The sequence below is a fragment of the Mycobacterium sp. SMC-2 genome (assembly GCF_025263485.1).
Taxonomy (GTDB): Bacteria; Actinomycetota; Actinomycetes; order Mycobacteriales; family Mycobacteriaceae; genus Mycobacterium.
The window spans coordinates 1,788,257-1,815,002 of the sequence record NZ_CP079863.1 but is presented as its reverse complement, the minus strand read 5'-3'; the positions used below and the strand labels follow the sequence as shown (position 1 = coordinate 1,815,002).

Here is a 26,746-nt window from a genome sequence, read left to right as displayed (position 1 = left end):
ACGTTACGAGCCTTGCGAAGCGGCTAGCGCTTCATTGAACGTCTTGCTCGGCCGCATCACTGCAGTCGTCTTCTCGCTGTCCGGGTAGTAGTACCCACCGATGTCGACCGTCTCGCCCTGCGCCTCGGCGAGCTCGGCCACGATGGTGTCCTCGTTCTCGCGCAGCGAGTCGGCCAGCGCGGCGAAGTGCCGGCGCAGCTCCTCGTCGTCGCATTGCGCAAGTTCCTGCGCCCAGTACAGCGCCAGGTAGAACTGGCTGCCGCGGTTGTCGAGCTCGCCGGCCTTGCGCGACGGACTCTTGTCGTTCTCCAGCAGCCTGCCGATCGCCGCGTCCAGCGTCTTGCTCAGGATCTTGGCGCGCTCGCTGTCGGTCTTGATGCCGATGTCTTCGAAACACGCACCCAGGGCGAGGAATTCGCCGAGGGAATCCCAGCGCAGGTGGTTCTCCTCGAGCAGTTGGTGGACGTGCTTGGGCGCCGAGCCGCCCGCCCCGGTCTCGTACATGCCGCCGCCGGCCATCAACGGCACGATGGACAGCATCTTGGCGCTGGTGCCCAGCTCGAGGATGGGGAACAGGTCGGTGAGGTAGTCGCGCAGGATGTTTCCGGTCGCGGCGATGGTGTCCTGCCCGCGCATCGCGCGCTCCAGCGTGTACCTCATGGCCCACACCTGCGGCATGATCTGGATCTCCAGGCCCTCGGTGTCGTGCTCCTTCAGGTATTTCTTGACCTTCTTGCGCAGCTCGACCTCGTGCGGCCGCTCGGTGTCCAGCCAGAACACCACCGTCATGCCCGAGTTTCGCGCCCGGTTGACGGCCAGCTTGACCCAGTCGCGGATCGCTTCGTCGGTGGCGATGGGCATCCGCCAGATGTCGCCTTCTTCCACGTTCTGGGTCAGCAGCACTTCCCCGGTGTCGAGGTCGACGATGTCGGCGACGCCGTCTTCGGGGATCTCGAATGTCTTGTCGTGCGAGCCGTACTCCTCGGCCTGTTGCGCCATCAGGCCGACGTTGGGCACGGTGCCCATCGTCGTCGGGTCGAACTGCCCGTGGGTCTTGCAGAAGTTGATGATCTCTTGGTAGATGCGGGAGAAGGTCGACTCGGGGTTGACGGCCTTGGTGTCCTTCGGCCGCCCGTCGGCGCCCCACATCTTGCCGCCGGCGCGGATCATCGCCGGCATCGACGCGTCCACGATCACGTCGCTGGGCGAATGAAAGTTGCTGATGCCCTTGGCCGAATCGACCATCGCCAGCTCGGGGCGGTGTTCGTGGCAGGCGTGCAGGTCGCGGATGATCTCCTCGTGCAGCGACGCGGGCAGCGACTCGATCTTGCTGTAGAGATCCACCAGTCCGTTGTTGACGTCGACGCCGAGTTCGTCGAAGAGCTCCTGGTGCTTGGCGAAGGCGTCCTTGTAGAACACCTTCACGGCGTGGCCGAAGACGATGGGGTGGGAGACCTTCATCATCGTCGCCTTGACGTGGAGCGAGAACATCACGCCCGTCTCGTAGGCGTCCTGCATCTGTTCCTCGTAGAACTCGACCAGCGCCTTCTTGCTCATGAACATGGAATCGATGACGTCGCCCTCGCGCAGCTCGACCCTGGGCTTGAGCTCGAGGGTCTTACCACTCTTGGTTGCAAGGACCATCTTCACGTTGCGCGCGCGGTCCAGCGTCATCGACTTCTCACCGTGGTAGAAGTCGCCGTGCCGCATGGTTGCGACATGAGTGCGCGAGGCCGGCGACCACTCCCCCATGCTGTGGGGGTGCCTGCGCGCGTACTCCTTGACGGCCTTGGGGGCGCGCCGGTCCGAGTTGCCCTGGCGCAGCACCGGGTTGACCGCGCTGCCCAGGCATTTGCCATAGCGAGCGCGGATTTCCTTCTCCTCGTCGGTCTTCGGGCTCTGCGGAAAGTCCGGAACCTTGAAACCCTTGCCCTGCAGCTCCTTGACGGCGGCGATCAGCTGGGGCACCGAGGCGCTGATGTTCGGCAGCTTGATGATGTTGGTGTCGGCGAGCTGCGTCAGCCGGCCCAGCTCGCCCAGGTTGTCGCCGACCCGCTGCTCTTCGGTCAGGTGTTCGGGGAACTCGGCGAGGATCCGGGCCGCCACGGAGATGTCACTGGTCTTGATCTCGATGCCCGCCGGCTCGGCGAAGGCCCGCACGATCGGCAGGAACGCGTAGGTCGCCAGCAGCGGCGCCTCGTCGGTCAGTGTGTAGATGACGGTCGGCTGTTCGGCGCTCACGGTCTCTCTTCCGGCGTGGAAAACCTTCGATTATCAGTCAGATCTGGGGAGTCAGCGTTCTTCCTGCCACGTTATCAAGGGCGTTTGGGCAGGTGTCCAGCTGCATTGGCACGAAGTCGGCACAGTAAGATAGTCTCCGTATTGGTCATGAGCGCCAGCGTCAAGCCCCGGCTTGCTGGCCGGCAACCCTCCAACCGCGGTGGGGTGCCCCGGGTGATGACCAGGTCTAGTAGCCACAGGCTGCGCGGCAAGCGCGGGTCCGCCATAACGGACCCCTGACTAGAGGGGAAGACGTGATGTGCACATATCAAGCTCCGTCGGATCGGCTCATGTGTCGACTCGTGTGTCGCTGCTGACCGCGACCCCGATACCCGATTCGCCGATCTCGAAGCAGAAAGCAAACTCACGTGAGCCCCGACAACAGCACCACCAGCAACGACACCGACCCGACCGCGCGCTGGTCGTTCGAGACCAAGCAGGTGCACGCCGGCCAGCAACCGGACCCGGCCACCAACGCGCGCGCCCTGCCGATCTACCAGACCACGTCCTACACGTTCGACGACACCACACACGCCGCGGCCCTGTTCGGGCTGGAGGTTCCGGGCAACATCTACACCCGGATCGGCAACCCGACCACCGATGTCGTCGAGCAGCGCATCGCCGCGCTCGAGGGCGGCGTGGCGGCGCTCTTCCTGAGCTCCGGGCAGGCCGCTGAGACCTTCGCCATATTGAACCTCGCATGTGCCGGGGATCACATCGTGTCCAGCCCGCGGCTCTACGGCGGCACGTACAACCTGTTCCACTATTCGCTGGCCAAGCTCGGCATAGAGGTCAGCTTCGTCGAGGATCCCGACGATCTGGACTCCTGGCAGGCCGCCGTGCGCCCGAACACGAAGGCGTTCTTCGGCGAGACCATCTCCAACCCGCAGATCGATGTGCTGGACATCCCCGGGGTGGCCGGCGTCGCGCACGCCAACGGGATACCGCTGATCGTCGACAACACCATCGCCACGCCGTACCTGATCCAGCCGTTCGCCCACGGCGCCGACATCGTGGTGCACTCGGCCACCAAGTACCTCGGCGGGCACGGCTCGGCGATCGCCGGCGTCGTCGTCGACGGCGGCACCTTCGACTGGACGCAGGGCCGCTTCCCCGGGTTCACCACGCCCGACCCGAGCTACCACGGCGTGGTGTTCGCCGAGCTCGGGCCGCCGGCCTACGCGCTCAAGGCGCGCGTGCAGCTGCTGCGTGACCTCGGGTCGGCCGCTTCGCCGTTCAACGCGTTCCTGGTCGCCCAGGGCATCGAAACGCTGAGCCTGCGCATGGAACGCCACGTCGCCAACGCGCAACGGGTGGCCGAGTACCTGGCCGGCCATGACGGCGTTTTGTCGGTCAACTACGCCGGGCTGCCCAGCTCACCGTGGTACGAGCGGGCAAAGAAGCTGGCGCCCAAGGGAACCGGCGCGGTGCTGGCCTTCGAGCTGGACGGCGGCGTCGAGGCCGGCAAGGCGTTCGTCAACGCGCTGAAGCTGCACAGCCACGTCGCCAACATCGGCGACGTGCGCTCCCTGGTCATCCACCCGGCGTCCACCACCCACGCCCAGCTCAGCCCGCAGGAGCAGCTGAGCACCGGCGTCAGCCCGGGCCTGGTGCGGCTGGCCGTCGGGATCGAGGGCATCGACGACATCCTGGCCGACCTGGATCTCGGCTTCGCCGCTGCGCGCAAGTACGGCGCGAACGCGCAAACCTCGGGCTCCGACCCGCAAGCCGTGGCGGCGTTCTAAGGGGCCCGGCGATGACGATCTCCGACGTCCCCACCCAGACGCTGCCGGCCGAAGGCGAGATCGGCCTGGTGCACATCGGCTCGCTGACCACCGAGAGCGGCGCGGTGATCGACGACGTGTGCATCGCCGTTCAGCGCTGGGGCGAGCTGTCGCCGACCCGCGACAACGTGGTGGTGGTGTTGCACGCGCTGACCGGTGACTCGCACATCACCGGGCCCGCCGGGCCCGGGCATCCCACCGGCGGCTGGTGGGACGGGGTGGCCGGGCCGGGCGCGCCGATCGACACCGACCGCTGGTGCGCGGTGGCCACCAACGTGCTGGGCGGTTGCCGCGGCTCGACCGGCCCCAGCTCGCTGGCCCGGAATGGAAAGCCTTGGGGCTCAAGGTTTCCGAAGATCTCGATACGCGACCAGGTGGAGGCCGACATCGCCGCGCTGGCCGCACTGGGGATAGACGAGGTGGCCGCCGTGGTCGGCGGATCCATGGGCGGCGCAAGGGCTTTGGAGTGGATGGTCGGCCACCCCGACCGGGTCCGGGCCGGGCTGCTGCTGGCGGTCGGGGCGCGGGCGACCGCGGACCAGATCGGCACGCAGACCACGCAGATCGCGGCCATCAAGGCCGACCCGAACTGGCAGGGCGGTGATTACCACGACACGGGGCGCACCCCGGACACCGGCCTGACCATCGCCCGGCGCTTCGCCCACCTGACCTACCGCGGGGAAGCGGAGCTCGACACCCGGTTCGGCAACGACTCGCAGGGCGCCGAGGACCCGGCGAACGGCGGCCGTTACGCGGTGCAGAGCTACCTGGAACACCAGGGCGACAAGCTGCTGGCCCGCTTCGACGCGGGCAGCTACGTCACCCTCACCGAGGCGCTGAACAGCCACGACGTCGGCCGCGGCCGCGGCGGGGTGCGCAACGCCCTGACCGGTTGCCCGGTGCCGGCCGTGGTCGGCGGCATCACCTCCGACCGGCTCTACCCGCTGCGGCTGCAGCAGGAGCTCGCCGAGCTGTTGCCGGGCTGCAGCGGCCTGCACGTCGTCGAGTCCATCTGCGGGCACGACGGCTTCCTGGTGGAATCCGAAGCGGTCGGCGAGCTGATCCGCAAGACGCTGGACTTGGCCCTCCAGACCGGCGAGGCCGAAGGCACGTGTCGGCGGTGACCCGCTCTCGCCAAGACCGCTCCCTGTCGTTCGGTTCGGCCGCCGCGGCCTACGAGCGTGGACGCCCGTCCTATCCGCCGGAGGCCATCGACTGGCTGCTGCCGCGCGGCGCGCGCCAGGTGCTGGACCTCGGTGCGGGCACCGGCAAGCTGACCACCCGGCTGGTGGAACGCGGGCTGGACGTGGTCGCCGTCGACCCGATTCCCGACATGCTGGAAGTGTTGCGCACCTCGCTGCCGGAGACCCGGGCGCTGCTGGGCACCGCGGAGGAGATCCCGTTGCCGGACAACAGCGTTGACGTCGTGCTGGTGGCGCAGGCGTGGCACTGGGTGGACCCCGAACGCGCCATTCCGGAGGTGGCCCGCGTGCTGCGGCCGGGCGGGCGGCTGGGCCTGGTGTGGAACACCCGCGACGAGCGGCTGGGCTGGGTGCGGGAGCTGGGCGAGATCATCGGCTCCGACGGTGACCGGGGCCGCTTCGACGTCACGCTGTCCGAGTCGTTCACCGAGCCTGAACGCCACCAGGTCGAGTGGACGAATTACCTTACGCCGCAAGCCCTGATCGACCTGGTCGCATCACGCAGCTACTGCATCACCTCGCCGACCGAGGTCCGCACCAGGACGCTGGACGAGGTGCGTGGGTTGCTGGCCACCCATCCGGCGCTGGCGAATGCGACCGGGCTGGCGCTGCCCTATGTCACCGTGTGCATCCGGGCGACACTGGCCGAGTAGGCGGGGCTACGGTTCGTCGTCATCCTCGTCGCGTAGGAGTTTTTCGGGGTGGTGGAAGGTGTTGGTGCGGGGTTGGCCTTTGTCGAGGTGTGGGGGCGGGATCCACTCGGTCTGGTGTTTGGCGTTCTTGCGGGTGCTCCAGCCGCCGGGTTTGAGCATCCGGTGATGCGGTCCGCAGGCGAAAGTGAGATCGTCGATGTCGGTGCGCCGGGATTGGGCGTAGTCGGTCACGTGATGGACTTCGGAGAGATAGCCGGGCACGGTACATCCGGGTGCCGAGCAGCCGCGGTCCTTGGCGTACAGGACAATTCGCTGTCCGGGTGAGGCTAGCCGCTTCGTGTGATAGAGCGCCAGAGGTTTGGCGTTGTCGAAGACGGCCAGGTACTGGTGGGCGTGGCGGGCCAGCCGGATCACATCGCTCATCGGCAACCGGGTGCCCCCGCCGGTGCGGCCGGTCCCGGCGGCGGCCTGCAGGTCTTGCAGCGTCGTCGTGACGACGATCGAGGCCGGTAACCCATTGTGCCGGCCCAGTTTTCCCGAGGCCAGCGCCGCGCGGGAGGCAGCCAGCAGCCCGTCGCGGTTGCGTTGGGCGGTGCTGCGGGCGTCACGGTCAATCGCCTCCTGGCGAGGGGCCCCATCGACACAGGGCACGTCGTCGAGCGGGTTGCACATGCCGGGTGCGGCCAGCTTGGCCAACACCGCCTCGAGGGTGGCGCGCAACTCGGGTGTGAGCAGGCCGCGCAGCTCGGACATGCCGTCGGGGCCTTGTTTGCCCAGGGTGAGGCCGCGGCGCCGGGCGCGGTCCTCGTCGCGGTAGGTGCCGTCGGGATTGAGGCAGTCGGCGACGTGATCGGCCAGCTCAGCGAGCTGTTCGGGCCGAAAGTGGGTCCCCGCGCCGGCCAGGTCGGCCTCCACGGCCGCGCGGGTGGCCGCATCCACCGAGCCGGGCAGGTGGTGAAAGAACCGGCGGATCACCGCCACCTGGCCGCCACCCAGCTTGCCCTCCCGTTGGGCGGCGGCCGTCGCGGGCAGGATCGGCTCTAGGGGTTCGCCGGTCAGCCCGTGCCGGGGCCCGAGGTCGGTGGCCTCTTTGACCCGCCGGGAGGCTTCGGCGCGGCTGATCAACGTCGCGTCGGCGATCGCCTGCGGCAGTGTGCCGCCCAACTCCTCGGCGGTGGCCTGGCGGGCCAGGGTGTTGATCAGCGGATGCTCGATGGCCGGCAACTGCCGACGCACCTTCTCGCAGCGCTCCAGCATCCCCAGCTGTTGCTGGAAGTCCATCGCGTCCACCGGCAACGCACGGGCCCGAGCCAAGGCGGCATCAAGGTCGTCGAACACCGCGTCGACCTCGACGTCACCACGTGGACTCACACCCCCAAACTAGCCACCACCACCGACAACAAAGACCCCAAAAATCGCCACAGACGCACACTCCCGCAAATAATTTCGTCAGAAGTTCAGCCCGGAGAACATGACCCGATTGGGGTCGTACTTCTGCCGCACGGTCGTCAGCCGCGACAGGTTCGAACCGAAGTACCGCGCGGGGGCGGCGTTGGCCTCCAGGTAGTTGACGTACCCACCGACCGAGATTTGTTGCACCGCTTGGTGTGCGTTGCTCAGCCAGGTGTTCGCGGCGGCCACCTGGCTGCCCGAGGGCTCGACGTACCACTGCAGCACGGCCGACTGATTGCGCCACGGGAACGCGGTGTCGCCCGCGGCCACGTCCGCGACGGCACCGCCGAGCGGGTCGACGAGCACCGATGCCTGTCCGGCACCCACCGGCCACTGCCCGATCGCTGTGGCGATGGCGTGCGCCGCAGGGGAATCCACCGGGCCGATGACGTCGGAACCGGCAATGAAGGCACGCGCCGGGGGCGACGAGCTGCCCCCGGCCAGGAACATCACCAGATCGGTGCGGCTCATCGTCTTGTTCGACACCGCAATGGGTGCAACACCGACCGCGGACTTGATCGCGTCGACCACACCGGACCCGGCACCCGCGGGGCAGGTCGCCAACACGTGGCAATTCGGCGCCGAGCCGATCATGAGATCCACGATGCCCCAGGTGTTTCGGTCTACACCATTGAGCCAGGACTGCCAACCGACGAGCACCTGCGTGGCCGACGCGGGCGGGAAGTCGAGTCGGACGACGTCGCTGTCGGAGGTCGCGAAGGTGGAAAACGTCATCGACGTCGTCACGCCGAAATTGCCGCCGCCGCCGCCGCGAAGCGCCCAGAACAGATCCGGATTGTCGTTGGGGGAGGCGGTCACCACGTCGCCGCTGGGCAACACCACCGTGGCGGACCGCAGCGCGTCACAGGTCAGGCCCGCGTGCCGGGTGTCGGGGCCGATTCCGCCACCGAACGCGAGACCCGCGACGCCGACGGTCGGACAGCTGCCGCTGGGTATCGCTCGCCCGGCCCCGGTCAATGCCTGGTGGATAGCGTAGAGGGTGGTCGCGGGGGTGACCGTCAGGTTGTTGCCGTCGAAGGTGGCGCCACCGGGAAGGCCGCGCAGGTCGAGCACCATCGTGCCGTTCGCGGCGGAGGCGCCGACGTAGGAATGGCCGCCGCCGCGCGGGGCGATCTTGAGGTTGTTGGCCGCCGCGAACGCGACCGCCTTCTGCACGTCCGGCTGTGACGAAACCGTCACCACCGCAGCGGGAGTGGAGCCGTCGTAAAACGAGTTGAAAACCTTTTTGCTGGTGGAGAATTGAGCGCCGTTGTCCGGAAGCACGACGGCGCCACCGATGGAGGATGCCAGACCGCCCCAACCAACAGCGGGATCCGCTTCCGCCCGCGCGGTGCCCAAAACCGTGCCGGTCGCCAACATTCCGACGGCGCCGCGAAGAAATGCCTGGCGCGAGATGCCCCTCTGCAAGTAGAGCTCCGGCGGACGGCCGCTATTCGTCGTCATGTGCGGAGATTCTTAAACATTTCTCACGCGAAAGCCCGGAATTGGCGTCCGTGTCAGATCACAGTGTGGCTTCGATCCGCCGAATGGCTGGCCGATGCGCGGCGCGCGATAATCGATGCTCGAGCCGCGGCTGGCTCTCAAAAAACTTATTGTGCGAACCTTTACCCCACCGTGTCGCAAACGTGACAGTGATAGCTCAGAGTTCACAACGTGATTCGAGTGCAATCGGCGCACTCCACGACCGAGGGTGAGGCCGCATGAAGGCACCGGCGCGAACGCACCGCTGGATCTGGCTGTTTCGAAACCAGCCCCTGACCGTTCGCCTGCTGGCCGCGGCCGCCGCGCTCCTCACCGCGGCGTCGGCCTTCGCCGCGCCGGCCGGGGCGGACAACCCCGACGACAACTTCATCGACGCGCTCAACCACGCCGGCATCGACTTCGGCGAACCCGGGAACGCGATGTCGGTCGGCCAGTCCATCTGCCCGATGCTTGCCGAACCGGGCGGCAACTTCGCCGCGGCCGCGTCCAGCGTCTCCGGCCGGGGCATGTCACCCATGATGGCGCGCATGTTCACCACCATCGCGATCCAGACCTACTGCCCCGAGCAGATGGCGAACCTGGCCAATGGCAACCTTTCCGGCGTGGTTCCGCAGATGCCGGGCATGGCCGGACAGATCCCCGGCATGACCGGACAGATCCCTGGCATGGCCGGACAGATCCCCGGCATGACCGGACAGATCCCCGGCATGACCGGGCAGATCCCGGCGGCGCCGGGTATCTAGCCGGTGCCCAGCGGGTCGATCGTCCACGCGATGTAGACCATCGCGGCCGCGACCGTCGCGGTGGTGACGAAGTCAATTCCCTTGCTGCGCACCACCAAAAGGCCGCACCGATCGTCGGACAGCACCAGTCGCAGGGCCGCCGCCAGGCCCACGCCGATGCCGATCAGCAGCGAACCGCGCCGCCAGAAGCTCGCCCCCACCAGCGCGAGCGCCGTGGCGAAGGTCAGGCCGACCAGCAGGATCGGCCACTGGGCCCGGACGACGGACCGCGCGCTCATCGCCGCTCGGCCAGCTCGACGACGTTGCTCAGCAGGAACGCCCGCGTCAACGGGCCGACACCACCGGGATTCGGCGACACGTGGCCGGCCACCTCCCACACGTCGGGGTGCACGTCGCCGACCAACCCATTGTCGGTGCGGCTGACCCCGACGTCGACGACCGCGGCGCCCGGACGCACCATGTCGGCGGTCAGCATGTGCGGCACCCCGACGGCGGCCACGACGATGTCCGCCTGCCTGGTGTGCGTTGCCAGATCGCGAGTCCCGGTGTGGCACAACGTCACCGTGGCGTTCTCCGAACGGCGTGTCAGCAGCAGCCCCAACGGGCGGCCGACCGTCACACCGCGGCCGATGATCACCACGTGCGCCCCGGCGATCTCGACGTCGTAGCGCCGCAGCAGGTGCACGATCCCACGGGCGGTGCACGGCAGCGGTGCCGGAACGCTGAGCACCAGCCGGCCCAGGTTGGTCGGGTGCAGTCCGTCGGCGTCCTTGTTCGGGTCGACGCGCTCCAGCGCCGCGTTCTCGTCGAGATGCTTGGGCAGCGGCAACTGCACGATGTAGCCGGTGCAGTCGGGGTTGACGTTGAGTTCGTCGATGGTGTCTTCCAGCGTCGCGGTGCCGATGTCGGCGGGCAGATCCCGGCGGATCGACGTGATCCCGACCTTGGCGCAGTCCGCGTGCTTGCCCCGGACATAGGCCTGCGACCCGGGATCGTCACCGACCAGGATGGTGCCCAGCCCGGGGGTTCGACCCGACGCGGTCAGTGCGGCCACCCGTTGTTTGAGGTCAACGAAGATCTCGTCACGGGTGGCCTTGCCGTCCAGTGTGATTGCGCCCACGCCTGACAGTCTGGCACGCTCCCGGTATGTCAACCCCTCCGGACGTGTTCAGCCCCGCCAAGCTTGGCCCGATCACGCTGCGCAACCGCACCATCAAGTCGGCGACCTTCGAGGCCCGCACGCCCGACACCCTGGTGACCGACGACCTGATCGAATACCACCGCCTGCCCGCCGCCGGCGGCGTCGGCATGACGACCGTCGCCTATTGCGCCGTCTCCCCCGGCGGCCGCACCGAGGGCAACGGCATCTGGATGCGCCCGGAGGCGGTGCCCGGCTTCCGCCGGCTCACCGACGCCATCCACGCCGAGGGCGCCGCGGTGAGCGCGCAGATCGGCCACGCCGGGCCGGTCGCCAACGCCAAGTCCAACAAGGCCAGGGCGCTGGCGCCGGTGCGGTTCTTCAACCCGATCGGGATGCGGTTCGCCAAGAAGGCGAGCCGCGACGACATCAACGAAGTCATCGAAGGCCACGCCAACGCCGCCCGTCTGGCCATCGAAGCCGGCTTCGATGCCGTCGAAATCCATTTGGGCCACAACTATCTGGCGAGCTCGTTCCTGTCCCCGTTGATCAACCGCCGCGACGACGAGTTCGGCGGATCGCTTGAGAACCGGGCGAAGGTGGCCCGCGGCATCGTGATGGCCGTGCGGCGCGCGGTGGAGAAAGAGGGCACGCCGATCGCGGTCACCGCCAAGCTCAACATGGCCGACGGGGTGCGCGGCGGCATCAGCACCGAAGAATCGCTGAGAACCGCCAAATGGTTCGAGGAGGACGGCGGCCTGGACGCGATCGAACTCACCGCGGGCAGCTCGCTGGTCAACCCGATGTACCTGTTCCGCGGCGACGCGCCGCTCAAGGAATTCGCCGGCGCCTTCAAACCGCCGCTGAGTTGGGGCATGCGCATGACGGGCACGAAGTTCCTGCGCGAGTACCCCTACCGCGAGGCCTATTTGTTGCGCGATGCCAAGCTGTTCCGCGCGGAGCTGACGATGCCGCTGATCCTGCTCGGCGGCATCACCAACCGGGAAACGATGGACCTGGCGATGGCCGAGGGATTCGAGTTCGTCGCGATGGCCCGGGCGCTGCTGGCCGAACCGGACCTGATCAATCGGATCGCGGCCGACGGCGCCGCGCACAGCGTGCGTTCGGCATGCACCCACTGCAACCGGTGCATGCCCACGATCTACACCCGGACGCGCTGCGTGGTCACCGGTGCCCCCGATGTTTTGGCGGGCAATCGGACCTAGCGCTGACGAGAGCGGGCGCGCAAACGCACATTTGGGCCTCAGGGTGGCCTGAGGTCCACGAGATACAGTTGGTTCGATGAGCGCACCTGCCCCGCCCGTCTTGACGGTTCGCTATGACGGGTCAGAACGCACCTTCGCCGCCGGTCACGACGTGGTGGTGGGCCGTGATCTGCGCGCCGACATGCGCATCACCCACCCGCTCATCTCCCGCGCGCATCTGTTGCTGCGCTTCGACCAGGGCCGGTGGCTGGCGATCGACAACGGTTCGCTCAACGGCACTTTCGTGAACGGCCGGCGGGTGCCGGTCGTCGATATCCACGACGGCCAGTGCGTCAACATCGGCAATCCGGACGGGCCGCAGCTCGTGTTCGAGGTCGGGCGGCACCAAGGGATGGCCGGGCGCCCACCGCAAACCGAATCGATGGGCATACCGGTGGCGGCGCACCCGTCCGGGACGGCGTGGTCGGCCGCGCCGGGGGGCCCACCCGTCGCCGCCCCACCCGGCCCCCCGCCCGGGCCGCCGGGCCGCGCGCCCAGCTGGGCGTCGCCCCGACGACCGCACCCGGGCGCGCCCGGTCCCCGCCCCGCCCCGCCCGCACAACCGATGTATGCCGGCGGCGGGCGCGCGCCCGCTCCCCCGCCCCCCGCGCCGCCGCCCCCCAATTTCCAGCCGCACCCGCAGATGTCGGCGTCGCCGCAGACCGAGATGTCGCGCCCCGCACCCAAGCCGCCCGAGGTGGCGAACCTGGCGACGAAGATGTTCCAGGCGCTCAGGCCCTCGCGATCGGGGGCGCTGCAGAAGCCTTCCGGCGCGCTGACGATCGGCCGGGCCACCGACAACGACGTCGTCATCCAGGACGTCCTCGCGTCGCGCCATCACGCGTTTCTGACCCAGACGCCGCTGGGCACCGAGATCCGCGACGCGCACAGCGTCAACGGGACGTTCGTCAACGGTGTGCGGGTGGGGTCCGCTGTGCTGACCGAGGGCGACGTGGTCACCATCGGCAACGTCGACCTGGTGTTCACCCGCGGCGAGCTGCTGCGCCGCACCGAGGCCGCGACGCGCACCGGCGGCCTGGAAGTGAACTCCGTCTGCTACACCGTTGACCACGGCAAGCAGCTGCTCGACCACATCTCACTGACCGCCCGGCCCGGCACGCTGACGGCCATCATCGGCGGTTCGGGCGCCGGCAAAACAACGCTCTCGCGGGTGATCGTCGGGTACACCAGCCCCACGTCGGGGTCGGTGACCTTCGAGGGACACGACATCCATGCCGAGTACGCGACCATGCGCAGCCGGATCGGGATGGTCCCGCAGGACGACGTCGTGCACCGCCAGCTGACGGTCAACCAGGCCCTGAACTACGCCGCCGAGCTGCGGCTGCCCCCCGACACCAGCAAGGCGGAGCGGGCTCAGATCGTCGCCCAGGTCCTCGAAGAGCTCGACATGACCAAGCACGCCGAGACCCGGGTCGACAAGCTGTCCGGCGGGCAGCGCAAGCGGGCCTCGGTGGCCCTCGAGCTGCTCACCCAGCCGTCACTGCTGCTCCTCGACGAACCGACCTCCGGGCTGGACCCGGCGCTGGACCGTCAGGTGATGCTGATGCTGCGCCAGCTCGCCGACGCCGGCCGCACGGTGCTGGTGGTGACCCACTCGGTGTCCTACCTGGACGTCTGCGACCAGATCCTGCTGGTCGCGCCGGGCGGCAAGACCGCCTTCTGCGGGCCACCCGACCAGGTCGAGGCGGCCATGGGCACCCGCAACTGGGCCGACATCTTCGCCAAGGTGGGCGCCGATCCCGACGAGGCCAACCGCCGCTTCAAGGAGCGCAACCAGCGGGCAACCCAGCCGCCGTCCCCGCAAAGCCCGGCGGACCTCGGCGAACCACCGAAGATCGACCTGTGGCAGCAGCTGTCCACCATCGCCCGCCGCCAGGTTCGCCTCGTCGTATCCGACCGCGGGTACACGATCTTCCTGGCGATCCTGCCGTTCCTCATCGGCGCGTTGTCGCTGACGGTGAAGGGCCCCCACCCCGGCCTCGGCCCGGCCGACCCACTGGGTCCCGCGCCCACGCAGCCGCAGTACATCATGGTGCTGCTCAACATCGGCGCCGTCTTCATGGGCACCGCGCTTACCATCCGCGACCTGATCGGCGAGCGCGCGATCTTCCGGCGCGAACAGGCCGTCGGCCTGTCCACCACCGCCTATCTGCTGGCCAAGATCGCGGTGTTCTGCGTCTTCGCGACGGCCCAGGCGGCCGTGGCGACCATCATCGTGCGGCTGGGCAAGGGTGCGCCGACGGCACACCCGCCGTTCTTCGGCAACTCCACCTTCTCGCTGTTCGTCACCGTCGCGGGCACCTGCGTGGCTTCGGCGATGCTGGGCCTGCTGCTGTCCGCCTGCGCGCAGTCCAACGAACAGATCATGCCGCTGCTCGTGGTCTCGATCATGTCGCAGCTGGTGTTCTCCAGCGGCATGATTCCCGTCTACCAGCGCTTCGGTCTCGAGCAACTCGCCTGGCTGACGCCCGCGCGCTGGGGCTACGCCGCGGGCGCCTCGTCGATCGACTTTCCGTCGCTGGTGAAGGTCAAACAGATCCCGACCAACGACCCGATCTGGCAGCATTCGAAGCACATCTTCGTGTTCGACATGGCAATGCTGGTATTCCTGTCCATCGCCTACACCGGCTTCGTCCGGTGGTACATCCGGCTGAAACGCTGAGATGACTCAGGCCGCGGAGCACGTGCTGACGGTTCGATCCGACCGATCGAAGGGCAGCTTCGCGGCCGGACGCGACGTGGTCGTGGGAAGCGACCTGCGCGCGGACCTCCGGGTCGCGCACCCACTGGTCGGCCGCGCACACCTGTTGCTGCGCTTCGATCGCGGCAAATGGATTGCGCTGGACAACAATTCGCTGAACGGGGTGTACGTCGACGGGCAGCGGGTGCCGTGGGTCGACATCGAGGACGGCCAGACCATCAACATCGGCAAGCCCGACGGTCCGCGGATCACCTTCGAGATCGGCCACCACACCGGGACCGTGGGCATGCTCCCGCCGACCACGGAGTCGATCCCGGTCATCACGCCGCCCAGCGACGCTCCACCGCTGCGCGCACAGCCGGCCGGCCAGCGACCGCCGGCGCCGCCGCGGCAACCTCCGGCGCCGCCGCCGCGCCCCTGGGAGGGCCCGCACCGCACCACCGCCGTCCCGATCGTCCGGCCGGACGCCGCGACCCGATCGGTCCCGCCGCCGGCCGGCCCGCCCGACACGACCCCGCCGACCCAGATCGGCGTCAGCGGCCAGGTGGCGGAGTTCCCCACCACTCGGGTGAAGAACCTGGGCCCCGAATCCGAGCGCCCGACCGAGCGGCCCGGACGCGCCGCCTGGATCGGTCGCGCGCTCGACAACGACATCGTCATCCATGACGTGCTGGCCTCGCGCCACCACGCGTTCCTGACCCCGACGCCGGCCGGGCCCGAGATCCGCGACGCCAACAGCAGCAACGGCACCTTCGTCAACGGGGTCAAGGCCGCGTCCGCCGTGCTGTCCGAGGGCGACGTGGTGACCATCGGCAACGTCGACCTGGTCTTCACCGGCGGCGTCCTGGTCCGCCGCCAGGAGGCGGCGGCGCGCACCGGCGGCCTGGAGGTGCACGGCGTCGACTTCAGCGTCAACGGCAAGAACCTGCTCGAGAAGATCTCGCTGACGGCCCGCCCGGGCACGCTGACCGCGCTGATCGGCGGGTCCGGCGCGGGCAAGACCACGCTGTCGCGGCTGATCGCCGGGTACGCGACCCCGACCGCCGGGGTGGTCACGTTCGAGGGACACAACATCCACACCGAGTACGCGTCGCTGCGCACCCGCATCGGGATGGTCCCCCAGGACGACGTCGTGCACCGCCAGCTCACGGTCAACCAGGCGCTCGGCTACGCGGCCGAGCTGCGGCTGCCGCCGGACACCAGCAAGGCCGACCGCGAACAGGTCGTCGCGCAGGTGCTCGACGAGTTGGGGCTGACCCAGCACGCCGCCACCCGCGTCGACAGGCTTTCCGGCGGGCAGCGCAAGCGCGCCTCGGTGGCACTCGAGCTGCTCACCGGGCCGTCGCTGCTCATCCTCGACGAGCCGACCTCCGGCCTGGACCCGGCGCTGGACCTGCAGGTGATGACGATGCTGCGCCAGCTGGCCGACGCGGGCCGGGTGGTGCTGGTGGTCACCCACTCCCTGACCTACCTCGACGTCTGCGACCAAGTGCTGCTGATGGCGCCCGGCGGCAAGACGGCCTTTTTGGGGCCGCCCGATCGGATCGGGACGGCCATGGGCACCACCAACTGGGCGCAGATCTTCGCGAAGGTGGGCGCCGACCCCGACGAGGCCAACCGCCGGTTCCTGGCGCAGAACAAACCCCCGCCGCCCACGCAGACCGAGGCGCCCGCCGACCTCGGCGTCCCGCCGCGCACCAGCATGCGCCACCAGTTCTCCACCGTCGCCCGCCGCCAGGTTCGCCTAGTGGTCGCCGACCGCGCCTACTTCGTGTTCCTGGCGCTGCTGCCGTTCGTCATGGGTGCGCTGTCGCTGACCGTCCCCGGCACCACGGGTTTCGGCTACGCCGATCCGACGAGCGAATCGGCCGGCGAAGCCGGGACGATCCTGATGCTGCTCACCATGGCCGCCGCCTTCATGGGCACCGCGCTGACGATCCGCGACCTGATCGGGGAGCGCCCGATCTTCCGCCGCGAGCAGGCGGTCGGCCTGTCCACCACCGCGTACCTGATGGCCAAGATCGCGGTGTTCTGCGTGTTCGCCGTTGTGCAGGCGGCGATCGCGACCGCGATCGTGGTGATGGGCAAGGGTCCGCCGAAGCGGCCGGCCGTGCTGCTCGGCAACGCGACGCTCGAGCTGTTCGTCGCCGTCGCGGCGACGTGTGTGGCCGCGGCGATGCTGGGCCTGCTGCTGTCGGCGCTGGCGCGTTCCAACGAGCAGATCATGCCGCTGCTGGTGGTGTCGCTGATGATGCAGATGGTGCTGTCCGGCGGCATGGTGCCGGTGACCGACCGGATCTTCCTCGACCAGCTGTCCTGGACGGTGCCCTCGCGGTGGGGGTACGCCGCGCAGGCCTCGACGGTCGATCTGTGGACCGTGGCGCCCGGTCCGCAGAGCCCCCGGGACAGCCACTTCCAGCACACCGCGGCCACCTGGCTGTTCGACATGGGCATGCTCGCGCTGTTGTCGGTCACCTATGCCGCCGTGGTGCGCTGGCGCATCCGGCTCAAGCACTGAGCGTTTCTAGCTCGCCAGGCTTTCCAGGGCGTATTCGCTGACCGCGATCAGCGCGTCGGTCGCCGACCGGCGATCGCGGGCGTCGACCGTGATCACCGGGATGTGCGCGGGCAAGGTGAGCGCCTCGCGCACCTCCGCGACGGGGTAGCGCGGCGCGCCGTCGAACTCGTTGACCGCGACCAAGAACGGCAGGTTGCGGTGCTCGAAGAAGTCGACCGCGGCGAAGCTGTCCTCCAGGCGCCGGCAGTCCACCAACACGATCGCCCCGATGGCGCCGCGCACCAGGTCGTCCCACATGAACCAGAACCGGCGCTGACCCGGCGTCCCGAACAGGTAGAGCACCAGGTCCTGATCCAGCGTGATCCGGCCGAAGTCCATCGCGACGGTGGTGGTCCGCTTGTCCGGGGTGGCCTCCAGCGCGTCGAAGGCGGTCGAGGCGTTGGTGAGCATCGCCTCGGTGCGCAACGGCATGATCTCCGACACCGCTCCGACGAACGTCGTCTTGCCGGCGCCGAAGCCGCCGGCGATGACGATCTTCGTCGAGGCGTGAGCTCCCCCCTCAGAGCGCTCGTAAACCACGCAGCGTCCTTCCTATCAGTTCGTGGCGCTCATCTCTGGTCGAACGCTCGGACAACGTCCTGTGCACCCGAAGGTAGCCGGACAGAACCAGATCGCCGACCAGGACGCGCGTGACGCCGAGCGGGAGATCCAGCCGGGCCGAGATTTCCGCGACCGACGGGCTGCCGACGCACAGTTGAATGATCTTGCCTTTCGTGTCGTCGGCGGGCCAACTGTGGGCCAGCCCGGCCTGCAGGGTCTGAATCGGCGCTTCCACCGGGAGGTCGACGTCGGTGCCGGTCCGTCCGGACGTCAGGGTGTACGGGCGGACCAGATTCCCTCTATGTGCGGTCGGCCGGGGCTCGCGGTCGTCCATCGCGGCTCACGAGACGCCAGAGCGGCGGGTGGACTGCACCACGCCGCCGACCCGTTCCACCAGGATGGCCATCTCGTAGCCGATCTGACCGATGTCACACGACGTCGCGGCCAGCGTCGCCAGATGCGAGCCGTCGCCGACGGCCATCAACAGCAGGTAGCCGTTCTGCATCTCCACCACCGACTGCAGCACCTGGCCGCCCTCGAACAGCTGCGCGGCGCCGGTCGCGAGGCTGGCCAGACCGGAGGCCACCGCGGCCAGCTGGTCCGCGCGCTCGCGCGGGAGATGCTCGCTGGCGGCGATGGGCAGCCCGTCGACGGAAACCAGCAAGGCGTGCGCCACGCCGGGTACCTCGCGGGCGAACCGCGTCACCAGCCAGTCCAGGGAATTGCCGGGCGACGTCATTGCCGATCATCCCCTTGCTCGCGGGCGTGCGACCGGCCGGTGCGCACCCCGCCGAAGTGACTGCTGAAGGAGGCGCGAACCGCGTCGGGGTCGCGCGCCGCGGTGGCGTGCTGCGGCTCGCGGTCGGGGGCGGGCTGGTCCTGCTCGGGCAGGCCCGTCCCGTTGGCCGCGCCGGGCACCAGCCGGGCGCCGGGCGTGCGGACCGGCAGGCCGTGCTCGGCGGTGCGCGCCTCGACGGGCTTGTCCTCGGCCGCGGCGGCCAGTGTCCAACCGCGGTCCCACACCGACTGCCAATCCAGGTCGGGGCTGTTGACCAGGTCGTGCGGATCGCCCAGCATCTCCGACAGCATGCGCCGGTAGATCACGTCGTCGTCGGCCGGGGTGGACGCGCTCTTCGGGGCGGCCGGGATCGACGGGCCGGGCGCGCTCGGGGCCGGCTTGTCGGCCTCCCGCGACCGCGCCGCGAAGAATGCCGACGTGTCCGACGCCGCCCGCGGCGGCGCGGGTTGGGGCTCCGGGGCGCTCGGGGTCACCGGCGTGGCCGGGGCGGCCGGGGCGGCCGGGGTGGCCGGGGCGGCCGGTGTGGCCGGGGTGCCGCTCTCCCACCACGGGGTGGGCAGTTCGCGCCGCTGTGGCCGCGGTTCGGCGGGTTGGGCGGGCACCTCGGTGATGCCGCTGGAACCGGGATTGCGGCGCGGCAACAACGTGACCGACGGCACGGGTTCCGCGGCGGCGCGCCGCGTCGCCGGCTCGGGCCGGCGCTCCTCGGCCGGTGCTGGCTGCGCGCTGGGCGACGAAACCGCCCGGATCCGCGCGGTTCGGACCGGCTGGGCCACGCCCGCGCCCTCGAGAATCGTTGGCGGCAGGTAGATCTCGGCGGTGGTGCCGGAACCCGCCTCGTTGGCCGCCGGGCCGCGCAGCCCCACCCGGATGCCGTGCCGGGCCGCGATGCGGCCGACCACGAACAGACCCATGTGGCGGGCGTTGTCGGGGCTGACCTCACCCCCGGCCTGCAGCCGCATGTTGGCGATCCGCCGATCGCTGTCGTTCATGCCCAGCCCGGAGTCGGCGATCCGCACCACGACTCCCCCGTCGCCGCCGCGGGCGGCCGACACCCGTACAGGGGTAGCGGGCGGCGAGTAGCGCAGGGCGTTGTCGATCAGCTCGGCGAACAGATGGATGGCGCCGCCGGCGGCTGCGCCGAGCAGCGTGGTGTTCTCGGGCAGCCCGGCGATCTCGACGCGGCGGTAGTCCTCCACCTCGGACACCGCGGCATTGAGCACCGTCGACAACGGCACCGGGTCGCGCTGGTCGCGGGCGAGCTGCGCGCCGGCCAGCACCAGCAGGTTGGCGCTGTTGCGGCGCAGCCGGGCGGCGAGGTGGTCCAGCCGGAACAGGCTGTCGAGGCGCTCGGGGTCCTCCTCGTTGCGCTCCAGCCGGTCGATGAGCGACAGCTGCTGGTCGACCAGCGAGCGGCTGCGCCGCGACATGGTTTCGAACATGTCGTTGACCAGCAGCCGCAACCGGGCCTCGTCCCCGGCGAGCAACAAGGCCTGGGTGTGCAGTTCGTCGACGGCGTGGGCGACCTGGCCGATCTCCTCGGTGGTGTAGACCGGCAGCGGCTGCGGCGTCGGCTCGGCGCCGCCGGCCTTGACCCGGGCGATCTCCTCCTCGAGGTCGATGTGGGCCACCTTGAGGGCGCCGTCACGCAGCGCGCGCAGCGGCCGCACCAGCGCGCGCGCCACCAGCAGCACGACCGCCAGCGCGACCACGATGGCGGACAGCACCAGCACGGTGTCGAGGACGGCGGCGTTGCGCTTGTCGGCGGCCTGGGCGTGCACGGACTTCGTCACGGATGCGGTGGCGTCCTTGATGACCTGGTCGGCGATGTCGTCGGTGGCGTGTATCGAGCGCAGCAGGTCAGGGTTGTCGACGAGCACGCTGGCCGGGTCGGACATGATCGCCATCCGGGTCACCAGTTGCTGCTGCAGCGTCTTGGCTTCGGGCGAGCCGGCGCCGAGGACCTCGCTCATCCCGAACAACGTCGACGGCTCGGTCCCGGCCAGGGTGATCATCGAGGTCCGCAGCTGCGGCTCGGGCAGGTCGGCGCCGCGGGTGATGAGGATCTTCTGCATTGTCATCTGCCCGCGGGCCCCGACCGCCCGGCTCAGGCCTTGCGTTTGGGCGCGGATCTTCTCGTCGTCGACGCGCACCGACGCGTTGATCACGTCCTCGGCCGTCAACAGGATCGGCGCGTAGAGGGTCACCCGCTCCCGCAAACCAAGGTTGTTGTCGCCCACCTTGTTCACCAGCATCTGACCGCCGTCGAGCAGGGTGTTCACCCCCGACCGGACCTCGGGGGACACGTCGGTGTCGCGCAGCCGCGTGTCCAGTTCGTACTTGCGCGCCTCGAAGTTCTTCTTGGCCCCCTCCACGTCGCGCCCGGTGCTGCCCGCCAGCAGGGCGACGTCCAGGGCCGACATGTATTTGGTGATCACCGGCACCACGTCGGCGCGGGCCGCGGCCAGCCGCAGACCCGCCGAGTTGGCCATGGCGCCGTGGATGCGCAGCGCCCCGAAGACCGTCGCCACCATCAGCGGGACCAGCACAATCGCCAGCACCTTCCACCCCACCGGCCAGTTGCTCAGCGACCAGCTCGGGGGGCGTTTGGCCGGCGCCGCGTCGGCGCCGCGGTGCTCTGCGGATTCGGAGGCGGCCGCCTCGGCCAGGTGGGCCGGGCGGGCGAACATGGTCACGTCGCCGCGGCCGAGCGACCGGCCGCGGCGCCGATGGTCAGCGCTCGAGAAAACGAGAGGCTCATGAGACTTCCTGCTTTATCCACCCGTGCCACGCCAGATGGGCGCGATCGCGTCAACGCGGCAACCCGACGAGTATGACAGCCCGCGGCCCAGGTCACCAGAATCCGTACTGAGCAGACAGGCCCCTCCAAGGTGGGCCATCGCACGGGCGGACGAGTCTGGCAAACCTGCCCGCGAAAGATCTACGCCGGCCGCAGGACTGCGACGAGGAAATCCGAGTCGTCGGTGAACGGTCGCAGGTCCCACGCGGACAGCAGCAGGTCGGGCTTCAACCCGGCGGCCGCCGCGTCGTCGAGAAACTCGCCGAACTCGTAGTCGCGGCCGGCGCCGAAGCCGATCGCCGCGCGACCGTCGTCTCTGAGGTGGGCCCGCAGCCGGCCCAGCACCCGGCGCCGGGTGCTCGGCGCGAGGAACGTCATCACGTTGCCGGCGGACACGATCACGTCGAACGGTTCGGCGATGCCGCGGGCGGGCAGGTCGAGTTCGGCGAGATCGCCGACCAGCCAGCGCGGACCGGGATGATCATGTTCGGCGGCTTCGATCAGGGCCGGGTCGACGTCGACGCCGACGACGTGGTGACCGGCGGCGGTCAGGTACCCGCCCAGTCGGCCGGGGCCGCAGCCGGCGTCGAGGATGCGGGCGCCGCGGGGCGCCATCGCGTCCACGAAGCGGGCCTCGCCGGCCAGGTCGTCGCCGGCGCGGGCCATGGCCCGGAACCGCTCGATGTACCAGTGCGAATGACCGGGATCGACCGCGACTTTCTGCATCCAGAGGCTCTGCTCGACCATGCGACCATTATCGCGTTGTGTTCAAGCTGATGTTCTACTCGCCGCGCATCGCCCCCAACACGGGCAACGCCATCCGGACGGCGGCGGCGACCGGCTGCGAACTGCATCTGGTAGAGCCGATGGGATTCGACCTGTCCGAACCCAAGCTGCGGCGGGCCGGGCTGGACTATCACGACCTGGCCTCGGTCACCGTGCACGCGTCGCTGGCGGCCGCGTGGGAGGCGCTGTCACCGGCCCGGGTGATCGCGTTCACCTCACACGCGCCCACGTTGTTCGCCGACGTCGAATACCGGGCGGGCGATGTGTTGCTGTTCGGGCCCGAACCCACCGGGCTGGATGAGGCGACGCTGGCCGACGCGCACATCACCGAGCAGGTGCGCATCCCGATGCTGGCCGGCCGCCGCTCGCTGAACCTGGCCAACGCCGCGGCCGTCGCCGTCTACGAGGCCTGGCGACAGCACGGCTACCCGGGAGCCGTCTGAATCGCTACCACTTATCCCAGTGCGTGAGCTGCTCGGCGGGCAGCCGCTTGGCCGGGCGGAAGTCGGTGCCCTTGGTGTAGGCGATGGGGAACAGCCCGCCCTGGCTGTACGTGTCGTAGGGAATGCCCAGCACGTCGGCGACCTGCTTTTCACCGCCACCGAGCAGGTGCAGCGTCGTCCAGCACGACCCCAACCCGCGCGAGCGCAGCGCCAAACAGAAGCTCCACACCGCCGGGAACAGCGACGCCCAGAACGAGACGCCGCCCAACGGCGAGGAGTCTTCGCGGCCTGCGATGCAGGGGATCAACAACACCGGCGCCTCGTGCATGTGCTCGGCGAGGTAGGTCGCCGAGTCTCGGACCTTGCCCATCCGCTCCCCGCGGATGTCGCCGTATTGCGGCGCCGGCGCGCTCAGGTAGCCCCGGGCGTTTTTCAGGTAGACGTCGCCGATCGCCTTCTTCTTCTCCGCGTCCTCGACGAACACCCATTGCCAGCCCTGCGAATTGGAACCGGTCGGCGCCTGCAGCGCCAGCTCGAGGCATTCCATCAGGATCTCCCGGCCGACCGGCCTGTCGAAGTCCAAGCGCTTGCGGACCGAGCGGGTGGTGGTCAGGACTTCGTCGACGGACAGGTTGAGGGTCATGTCGGCGAGACTACCGCCCCTCACCGAACGTGAAGCTGCTGCGAAATTTCGCCGCGTTTTTCGCAAGAGCTTCACACTCGGCGAAAGGCTCACCGGAAGTCGCGCGACTTCGAGCCGACCGCCAGCGTGATGCGGCCCAGCCGCTCGGCGACGACGGTGACTGCGCCGCTGGCGTTTTGGACCTGGCCGCGCACCAGCAGCGCCGGCGCCGTGTTCGCCAGCTTGCGGTGCCGCGCCCACACCCCCGGCGTGCAGAGCACGTTGACCATCCCGGTCTCGTCCTCGAGGTTGAGAAACGTCACCCCCTGGGCCGTCGCGGGCCGCTGCCGATGGGTCACCGCACCGGCGATCAGCACGCGGTCGCCGTCGGGCACTTCCAGCAGCTTCTCGGCGGGCACCACGCCCATCGCGTCCAGGTCCGCCCGCAGGAACTGCGTCGGATAACTGTCCGGGGAGACGCCGGTGGCCCACACGTCGGCGGCGGCCAGTTCCAGCTCGCTCATCCCGGGCAACGCCGGGACGTGCGACGACGAGCCCACGCCGGGCAGTCGGTCCGGGCGCTGGCTGGCGGCCGCCCCGGCCGCCCACAGCGCCTCGCGCCGCGACATGGAAAAGCAGGCAAAAGCCCCGGCCGTGGCCAGCGCCTCGGCCTGGGGCACGGAGAGCTGCAGCCGCGTGGTCAGGTCGAGCAGGGAAGCGAAGGGGCCGTTGGCTTTTCGTTCCTGCACCAGCCGCTCGGCGAGGTCGTCACCGATGTGGCGGATGGCGCCCAGCCCCAGGCGCACCTCCGTTCCGGCATTCTCGAGGGTGGCGTGCGCCAGGCTGGCGTTGACGCAAGGGCCGTGCACCGTCACGCCGTGCCTGCGCGCGTCGGCCACCAGCGACTGCGGCGAATAGAAGCCCATCGGCTGCGCGCGCAGCAGCGCCGCGCAGAACGCCGCCGGGTGGTGCAGCTTGAACCAGGACGAGTAGAACACCAGCGACGCGAAACTCAGCGCGTGGCTTTCCGGGAAGCCGAAATTGGCGAAGGCCTCCAGCTTTTCGTAGGTCCGGTCGATCACGTCGTCGGGGGCGCCGTGCAGCGCACGCATGCCGTCGTAGAACCGGCCGCGCAGCCGTCGCATGCGTTCGGTCGAGCGCTTGGAGCCCATCGCGCGGCGCAGCTGGTCGGCCTCGGCGGCCGAGAAGCCGGCGCAGTCGACCGCGAGCTGCATCAGCTGTTCCTGAAAGAGCGGCACCCCCAGCGTCTTTCGCAGCGCCGGCTCCATCGACGGGTGGTCGTAGACGACCGGGTCAAGGCCGTTGCGCCGGCGGATGTAGGGGTGCACCGACCCGCCCTGGATGGGTCCGGGACGGATCAGCGCGACCTCCACCACCAGGTCGTAGAAGATCCGGGGCTTGAGCCTGGGCAACGTGGCCATCTGCGCTCGCGACTCCACCTGGAACACGCCCACGGAATCGGCGCGGGCCAGCATCTCGTACACCGCCGGCTCGGAGAGGTCGAGTTTGGCCAGGTCCACCTCGATGCCCTTGTGCTCGGCCACCAGGTCGATGGCGTAGTGCAACGCGCTGAGCATGCCCAGCCCGAGCAGGTCGAATTTCACCAAGCCGATTGCCGCACAGTCGTCTTTGTCCCACTGCAACACACTGCGGTTCGCCATGCGCGCCCACTCCACCGGGCACACGTCGGCGATCGGGCGGTCGCAGATCACCATGCCGCCGGAGTGGATCCCCATGTGCCGCGGCAGGTTCCGGATCTGGTTTGCCAGATCGACCACCTGTGGCGGAATGCCCTCGACGTCCGGCGAGTCGGCGAGCCCGTTCCAGTGGCCGATCTGCTTGCTCCACGCGTCCTGCTGGCCCTGCGAGAAGCCCAGGGCACGGGCCATGTCGCGCACCGCGATCCGGCCCCGATAGGTGATGACGTTGGCGACCTGGGCGGCGTAGTCGCGGCCGTATTTGTCGTAGACGTACTGGATGACCTTCTCGCGCTGGTCGGACTCGATGTCCATGTCGATGTCGGGCGGCCCGTCGCGGGCCGGCGACAAAAATCGCTCGAACAACAGCTCGTTGGCCACCGGATCCACCGCGGTGACGCCGAGGGCATAGCAGACCGCGGAGTTGGCCGCCGACCCCCGGCCCTGACACAGGATGTTGTTCTGACGGCAGAACCGGGCGATGTCGTGCACCACTAGGAAGTAGCCCGGAAAACGCAACCCGGCAATGACTTTCAGCTCGTGCTCGATCTGGGTGTAGGCCCGCGGCGCACGCTCGGCCGGCCCGTAGCGGTCCCGCGCGCCCGCCATGGTCAGCTGCCGCAGCCAGCTGTCCTCGGTGTGCCCGGGCGGCACGTCGAAGGGCGGCAGCTGCGGGGCGATCAACGCCAGCCCGAACGCGCACTGCTCGCCGAGCCCGGCGGCGGCGCTCACCGCGTCGGGGCACCAAGCGAACAGCCGGGCCATCTCCTCGCCGGACCGCAGGTGCGAACCCCCCAGCGGGGCCAGCCATCCGGCGGCGGTGTCCAGGGACTGCCGCGCCCGGATGGCGCCCATCGCCATGGCCAGCCGGCGCCGCGACGGCCCCGCGAAATGCGCCCCGGTGGTGGCGACGACGCCGACGCCGAAGCGCGGCGCGAGCGCGGCCAGCGCCGCGTTGCGTTCGTCGTCGAGCGGGTGACCGTGGTGGGTCAGCTCGATGCTGACCCGGTCCGCGCCGAACCGGTCCACCAGGTCGGCCAGCGCCAACCCCGCCGCGCCCGGCCCTTGCGACAGGGCCTGGCGCACATGGCCTTTGCGGCACCCGGTCAGGATGTGCCAGTGCCCGCCCGCCGCCTCGGTCAGCGTGTCGAAGTCATAGCGCGGCTTGCCCTTCTCCCCGCCGGCCAGGTGTGCGGCGGCCAGCTGCCGCGACAGCCGCCGATACCCCTCCGGGCCGCGGGCCAGCACCAGCAGGTGCGGGCCGGGCGGATCCGGCGTCTCGGTGCGGGCCCCGGCCCCCAGGGACAGCTCGGCGCCGAACACGGTGCGCAGCTCGAGTTCGGCGGCCGCCTCGGCAAACCGCACCGCGCCGTACAGGCCGTCGTGGTCGGTCAGCGCCAGGGCGCGCAACCCCAGCCGGGCAGCCTCCTCGACCAACTCCTCCGGCGTGCTGGCCCCGTCGAGGAAGCTGAACGCCGAATGCGCGTGCAGCTCGGCATATGGAACGGACGAGCGGGCCGCCCGCGGGCCGTCCGGCGGCCGGTACGTTCCGCGCTTGGACGACAAGGGGGCGTCCTCCCCCGGCCCCGCCGGCACGCCGGCATGGCGCGGCTTGCCGTCGAGCACCCGCTCCATCTCCGCCCAACTCGGCGGCCCGTTGAACCAGCCCACAGCGCGCCAGTCTATCGAATGTGTGTTCGAATTGCCTCGGGCAGGAC

General features: G+C 69.6%; 20 protein-coding genes and 1 riboswitch. Of the genes, 8 read left to right on the top strand and 12 right to left on the bottom strand.

Translation table 11 applies throughout. The features are described 5' to 3' along the window. Positions 1-3: 3 nt before the first annotated feature. Positions 4-2,241 carry an NADP-dependent isocitrate dehydrogenase gene (locus KXD96_RS08630; RefSeq protein ID WP_260744185.1) on the bottom strand — a complete coding sequence of 746 codons (2,238 nt, stop codon included), beginning with the start codon at positions 2,239-2,241 and terminating at the stop codon, positions 4-6. Between the two features lie 143 nt (positions 2,242-2,384). Beyond that, a riboswitch (SAM riboswitch) is annotated at positions 2,385-2,501 on the top strand. A gap of 147 nt (positions 2,502-2,648) precedes the next feature. On the opposite strand from KXD96_RS08630, the gene KXD96_RS08625 reads away from it, so the two are divergent. The 3 genes from KXD96_RS08625 to KXD96_RS08615 are packed head-to-tail and all read left to right on the top strand — an operon-like array spanning position 2,649 to position 5,919. Beyond that, complete coding sequence (locus KXD96_RS08625; protein ID WP_260744184.1) at positions 2,649-4,025, top strand: bifunctional o-acetylhomoserine/o-acetylserine sulfhydrylase; 1,377 nt, start codon at positions 2,649-2,651, stop codon at positions 4,023-4,025. A gap of 11 nt (positions 4,026-4,036) precedes the next feature. Then, positions 4,037-5,188, top strand: coding sequence for a homoserine O-acetyltransferase (locus KXD96_RS08620; RefSeq protein ID WP_260744183.1), 1,152 nt, complete (start codon positions 4,037-4,039; stop codon positions 5,186-5,188). Next, the gene (locus KXD96_RS08615; RefSeq protein WP_260744182.1) at positions 5,185-5,919 is read left to right on the top strand and encodes a class I SAM-dependent methyltransferase; all 735 of its coding nucleotides are present in this window, start codon (positions 5,185-5,187) and stop codon (positions 5,917-5,919) included. Before KXD96_RS08620 ends, KXD96_RS08615 begins: the two co-directional genes overlap by 4 nt. A gap of 6 nt (positions 5,920-5,925) precedes the next feature. Here the strand turns inward: KXD96_RS08615 and KXD96_RS08610 are convergent, their stop codons facing one another. Next, the gene (locus KXD96_RS08610; RefSeq protein ID WP_260744181.1) at positions 5,926-7,290 is read right to left on the bottom strand and encodes an HNH endonuclease signature motif containing protein; all 1,365 of its coding nucleotides are present in this window, start codon (positions 7,288-7,290) and stop codon (positions 5,926-5,928) included. Positions 7,291-7,368: 78 nt separating this feature from the next. Next, the gene (locus KXD96_RS08605; protein WP_260745280.1) at positions 7,369-8,799 is read right to left on the bottom strand and encodes an FAD-binding oxidoreductase; all 1,431 of its coding nucleotides are present in this window, start codon (positions 8,797-8,799) and stop codon (positions 7,369-7,371) included. A gap of 293 nt (positions 8,800-9,092) precedes the next feature. On the opposite strand from KXD96_RS08605, the gene KXD96_RS08600 reads away from it, so the two are divergent. After that, on the top strand, positions 9,093-9,617 hold the full coding sequence (locus tag KXD96_RS08600; protein WP_260744180.1) for a DUF732 domain-containing protein: 525 nt from the start codon (positions 9,093-9,095) through the stop codon (positions 9,615-9,617). On the opposite strand, the gene KXD96_RS08595 is transcribed toward KXD96_RS08600, so the two are convergent. Continuing rightward, complete coding sequence (locus KXD96_RS08595) at positions 9,614-9,895, bottom strand: DUF3017 domain-containing protein (RefSeq protein WP_260744179.1); 282 nt, start codon at positions 9,893-9,895, stop codon at positions 9,614-9,616. The two genes, KXD96_RS08600 and KXD96_RS08595, sit on opposite strands and share 4 nt — an antisense overlap. Then, positions 9,892-10,737, bottom strand: coding sequence for a bifunctional methylenetetrahydrofolate dehydrogenase/methenyltetrahydrofolate cyclohydrolase (locus KXD96_RS08590; RefSeq protein ID WP_260744178.1), 846 nt, complete (start codon positions 10,735-10,737; stop codon positions 9,892-9,894). The genes KXD96_RS08595 and KXD96_RS08590 overlap by 4 nt, the downstream gene beginning before the upstream one ends. Positions 10,738-10,763: 26 nt before the next feature. On the opposite strand from KXD96_RS08590, the gene KXD96_RS08585 reads away from it, so the two are divergent. The 3 genes from KXD96_RS08585 to KXD96_RS08575 all read left to right on the top strand — a co-directional run bounded on the left by KXD96_RS08585 (position 10,764) and on the right by KXD96_RS08575 (position 17,260). After that, complete coding sequence (locus KXD96_RS08585; protein ID WP_260744177.1) at positions 10,764-11,981, top strand: NADH:flavin oxidoreductase; 1,218 nt, start codon at positions 10,764-10,766, stop codon at positions 11,979-11,981. Between the two features lie 76 nt (positions 11,982-12,057). Next, positions 12,058-14,703, top strand: coding sequence for an ATP-binding cassette domain-containing protein (locus KXD96_RS08580; RefSeq protein WP_260744176.1), 2,646 nt, complete (start codon positions 12,058-12,060; stop codon positions 14,701-14,703). A gap of 1 nt (position 14,704) precedes the next feature. Next, positions 14,705-17,260: an ATP-binding cassette domain-containing protein gene (locus KXD96_RS08575; protein ID WP_260744175.1), complete on the top strand. Its 2,556-nt coding sequence runs from the start codon at positions 14,705-14,707 to the stop codon at positions 17,258-17,260. 6 nt (positions 17,261-17,266) lie between these two features. Here KXD96_RS08575 and KXD96_RS08570 read toward each other — a convergent pair whose 3' ends face one another. From KXD96_RS08570 to KXD96_RS08550, 5 genes are all read right to left on the bottom strand, one after another. Then, positions 17,267-17,839 (bottom strand): ATP/GTP-binding protein, encoded by a 573-nt coding sequence (locus tag KXD96_RS08570; RefSeq protein ID WP_260744174.1) that lies wholly within the window; start codon positions 17,837-17,839, stop codon positions 17,267-17,269. Continuing rightward, the gene (locus tag KXD96_RS08565) at positions 17,820-18,194 is read right to left on the bottom strand and encodes a DUF742 domain-containing protein (protein WP_260744173.1); all 375 of its coding nucleotides are present in this window, start codon (positions 18,192-18,194) and stop codon (positions 17,820-17,822) included. The genes KXD96_RS08570 and KXD96_RS08565 overlap by 20 nt, the downstream gene beginning before the upstream one ends. 6 nt (positions 18,195-18,200) lie before the next feature. Then, positions 18,201-18,599 (bottom strand): serine protease inhibitor, encoded by a 399-nt coding sequence (locus KXD96_RS08560; protein WP_260744172.1) that lies wholly within the window; start codon positions 18,597-18,599, stop codon positions 18,201-18,203. Further along, positions 18,596-21,355 (bottom strand): ATP-binding protein, encoded by a 2,760-nt coding sequence (locus KXD96_RS08555; RefSeq protein ID WP_260744171.1) that lies wholly within the window; start codon positions 21,353-21,355, stop codon positions 18,596-18,598. The genes KXD96_RS08560 and KXD96_RS08555 overlap by 4 nt, the downstream gene beginning before the upstream one ends. 245 nt (positions 21,356-21,600) lie before the next feature. Beyond that, the gene (locus KXD96_RS08550; RefSeq protein ID WP_260744170.1) at positions 21,601-22,206 is read right to left on the bottom strand and encodes a bifunctional 2-polyprenyl-6-hydroxyphenol methylase/3-demethylubiquinol 3-O-methyltransferase UbiG; all 606 of its coding nucleotides are present in this window, start codon (positions 22,204-22,206) and stop codon (positions 21,601-21,603) included. A gap of 17 nt (positions 22,207-22,223) precedes the next feature. Here KXD96_RS08550 and KXD96_RS08545 point away from each other — a divergent pair, with 17 nt between their 5' ends. Next, on the top strand, positions 22,224-22,688 hold the full coding sequence (locus tag KXD96_RS08545; protein ID WP_260744169.1) for a tRNA (cytidine(34)-2'-O)-methyltransferase: 465 nt from the start codon (positions 22,224-22,226) through the stop codon (positions 22,686-22,688). Positions 22,689-22,692: 4 nt separating this feature from the next. Here the strand turns inward: KXD96_RS08545 and KXD96_RS08540 are convergent, their stop codons facing one another. Next, the gene (locus KXD96_RS08540) at positions 22,693-23,331 is read right to left on the bottom strand and encodes a nitroreductase family protein (RefSeq protein WP_260744168.1); all 639 of its coding nucleotides are present in this window, start codon (positions 23,329-23,331) and stop codon (positions 22,693-22,695) included. A gap of 89 nt (positions 23,332-23,420) precedes the next feature. Beyond that, entirely contained in the window at positions 23,421-26,699 is a 3,279-nt protein-coding gene (locus tag KXD96_RS08535) for an error-prone DNA polymerase (RefSeq protein WP_260744167.1), read from the bottom strand. Positions 26,700-26,746: the final 47 nt, after the last annotated feature.

Bases quoted from the DNA above. Each gene is read 5' to 3' on its own strand.
- KXD96_RS08620 (WP_260744183.1), top strand. From the start codon at position 4,037: ATGACGATCTCCGACGTCCCCACCCAGACGCTGCCGGCCGAAGGCGAG.
- KXD96_RS08600 (WP_260744180.1), top strand. From the start codon at position 9,093: ATGAAGGCACCGGCGCGAACGCACCGCTGGATCTGGCTGTTTCGAAAC.
- KXD96_RS08595 (WP_260744179.1), bottom strand. From the start codon at position 9,895: ATGAGCGCGCGGTCCGTCGTCCGGGCCCAGTGGCCGATCCTGCTGGTC.
- KXD96_RS08585 (WP_260744177.1), top strand. From the start codon at position 10,764: ATGTCAACCCCTCCGGACGTGTTCAGCCCCGCCAAGCTTGGCCCGATC.
- KXD96_RS08580 (WP_260744176.1), top strand. From the start codon at position 12,058: ATGAGCGCACCTGCCCCGCCCGTCTTGACGGTTCGCTATGACGGGTCA.
- KXD96_RS08575 (WP_260744175.1), top strand. From the start codon at position 14,705: ATGACTCAGGCCGCGGAGCACGTGCTGACGGTTCGATCCGACCGATCG.
- KXD96_RS08565 (WP_260744173.1), bottom strand. From the start codon at position 18,194: ATGGACGACCGCGAGCCCCGGCCGACCGCACATAGAGGGAATCTGGTC.
- KXD96_RS08560 (WP_260744172.1), bottom strand. From the start codon at position 18,599: ATGACGTCGCCCGGCAATTCCCTGGACTGGCTGGTGACGCGGTTCGCC.
- KXD96_RS08550 (WP_260744170.1), bottom strand. From the start codon at position 22,206: ATGGTCGAGCAGAGCCTCTGGATGCAGAAAGTCGCGGTCGATCCCGGT.
- KXD96_RS08540 (WP_260744168.1), bottom strand. From the start codon at position 23,331: ATGACCCTCAACCTGTCCGTCGACGAAGTCCTGACCACCACCCGCTCG.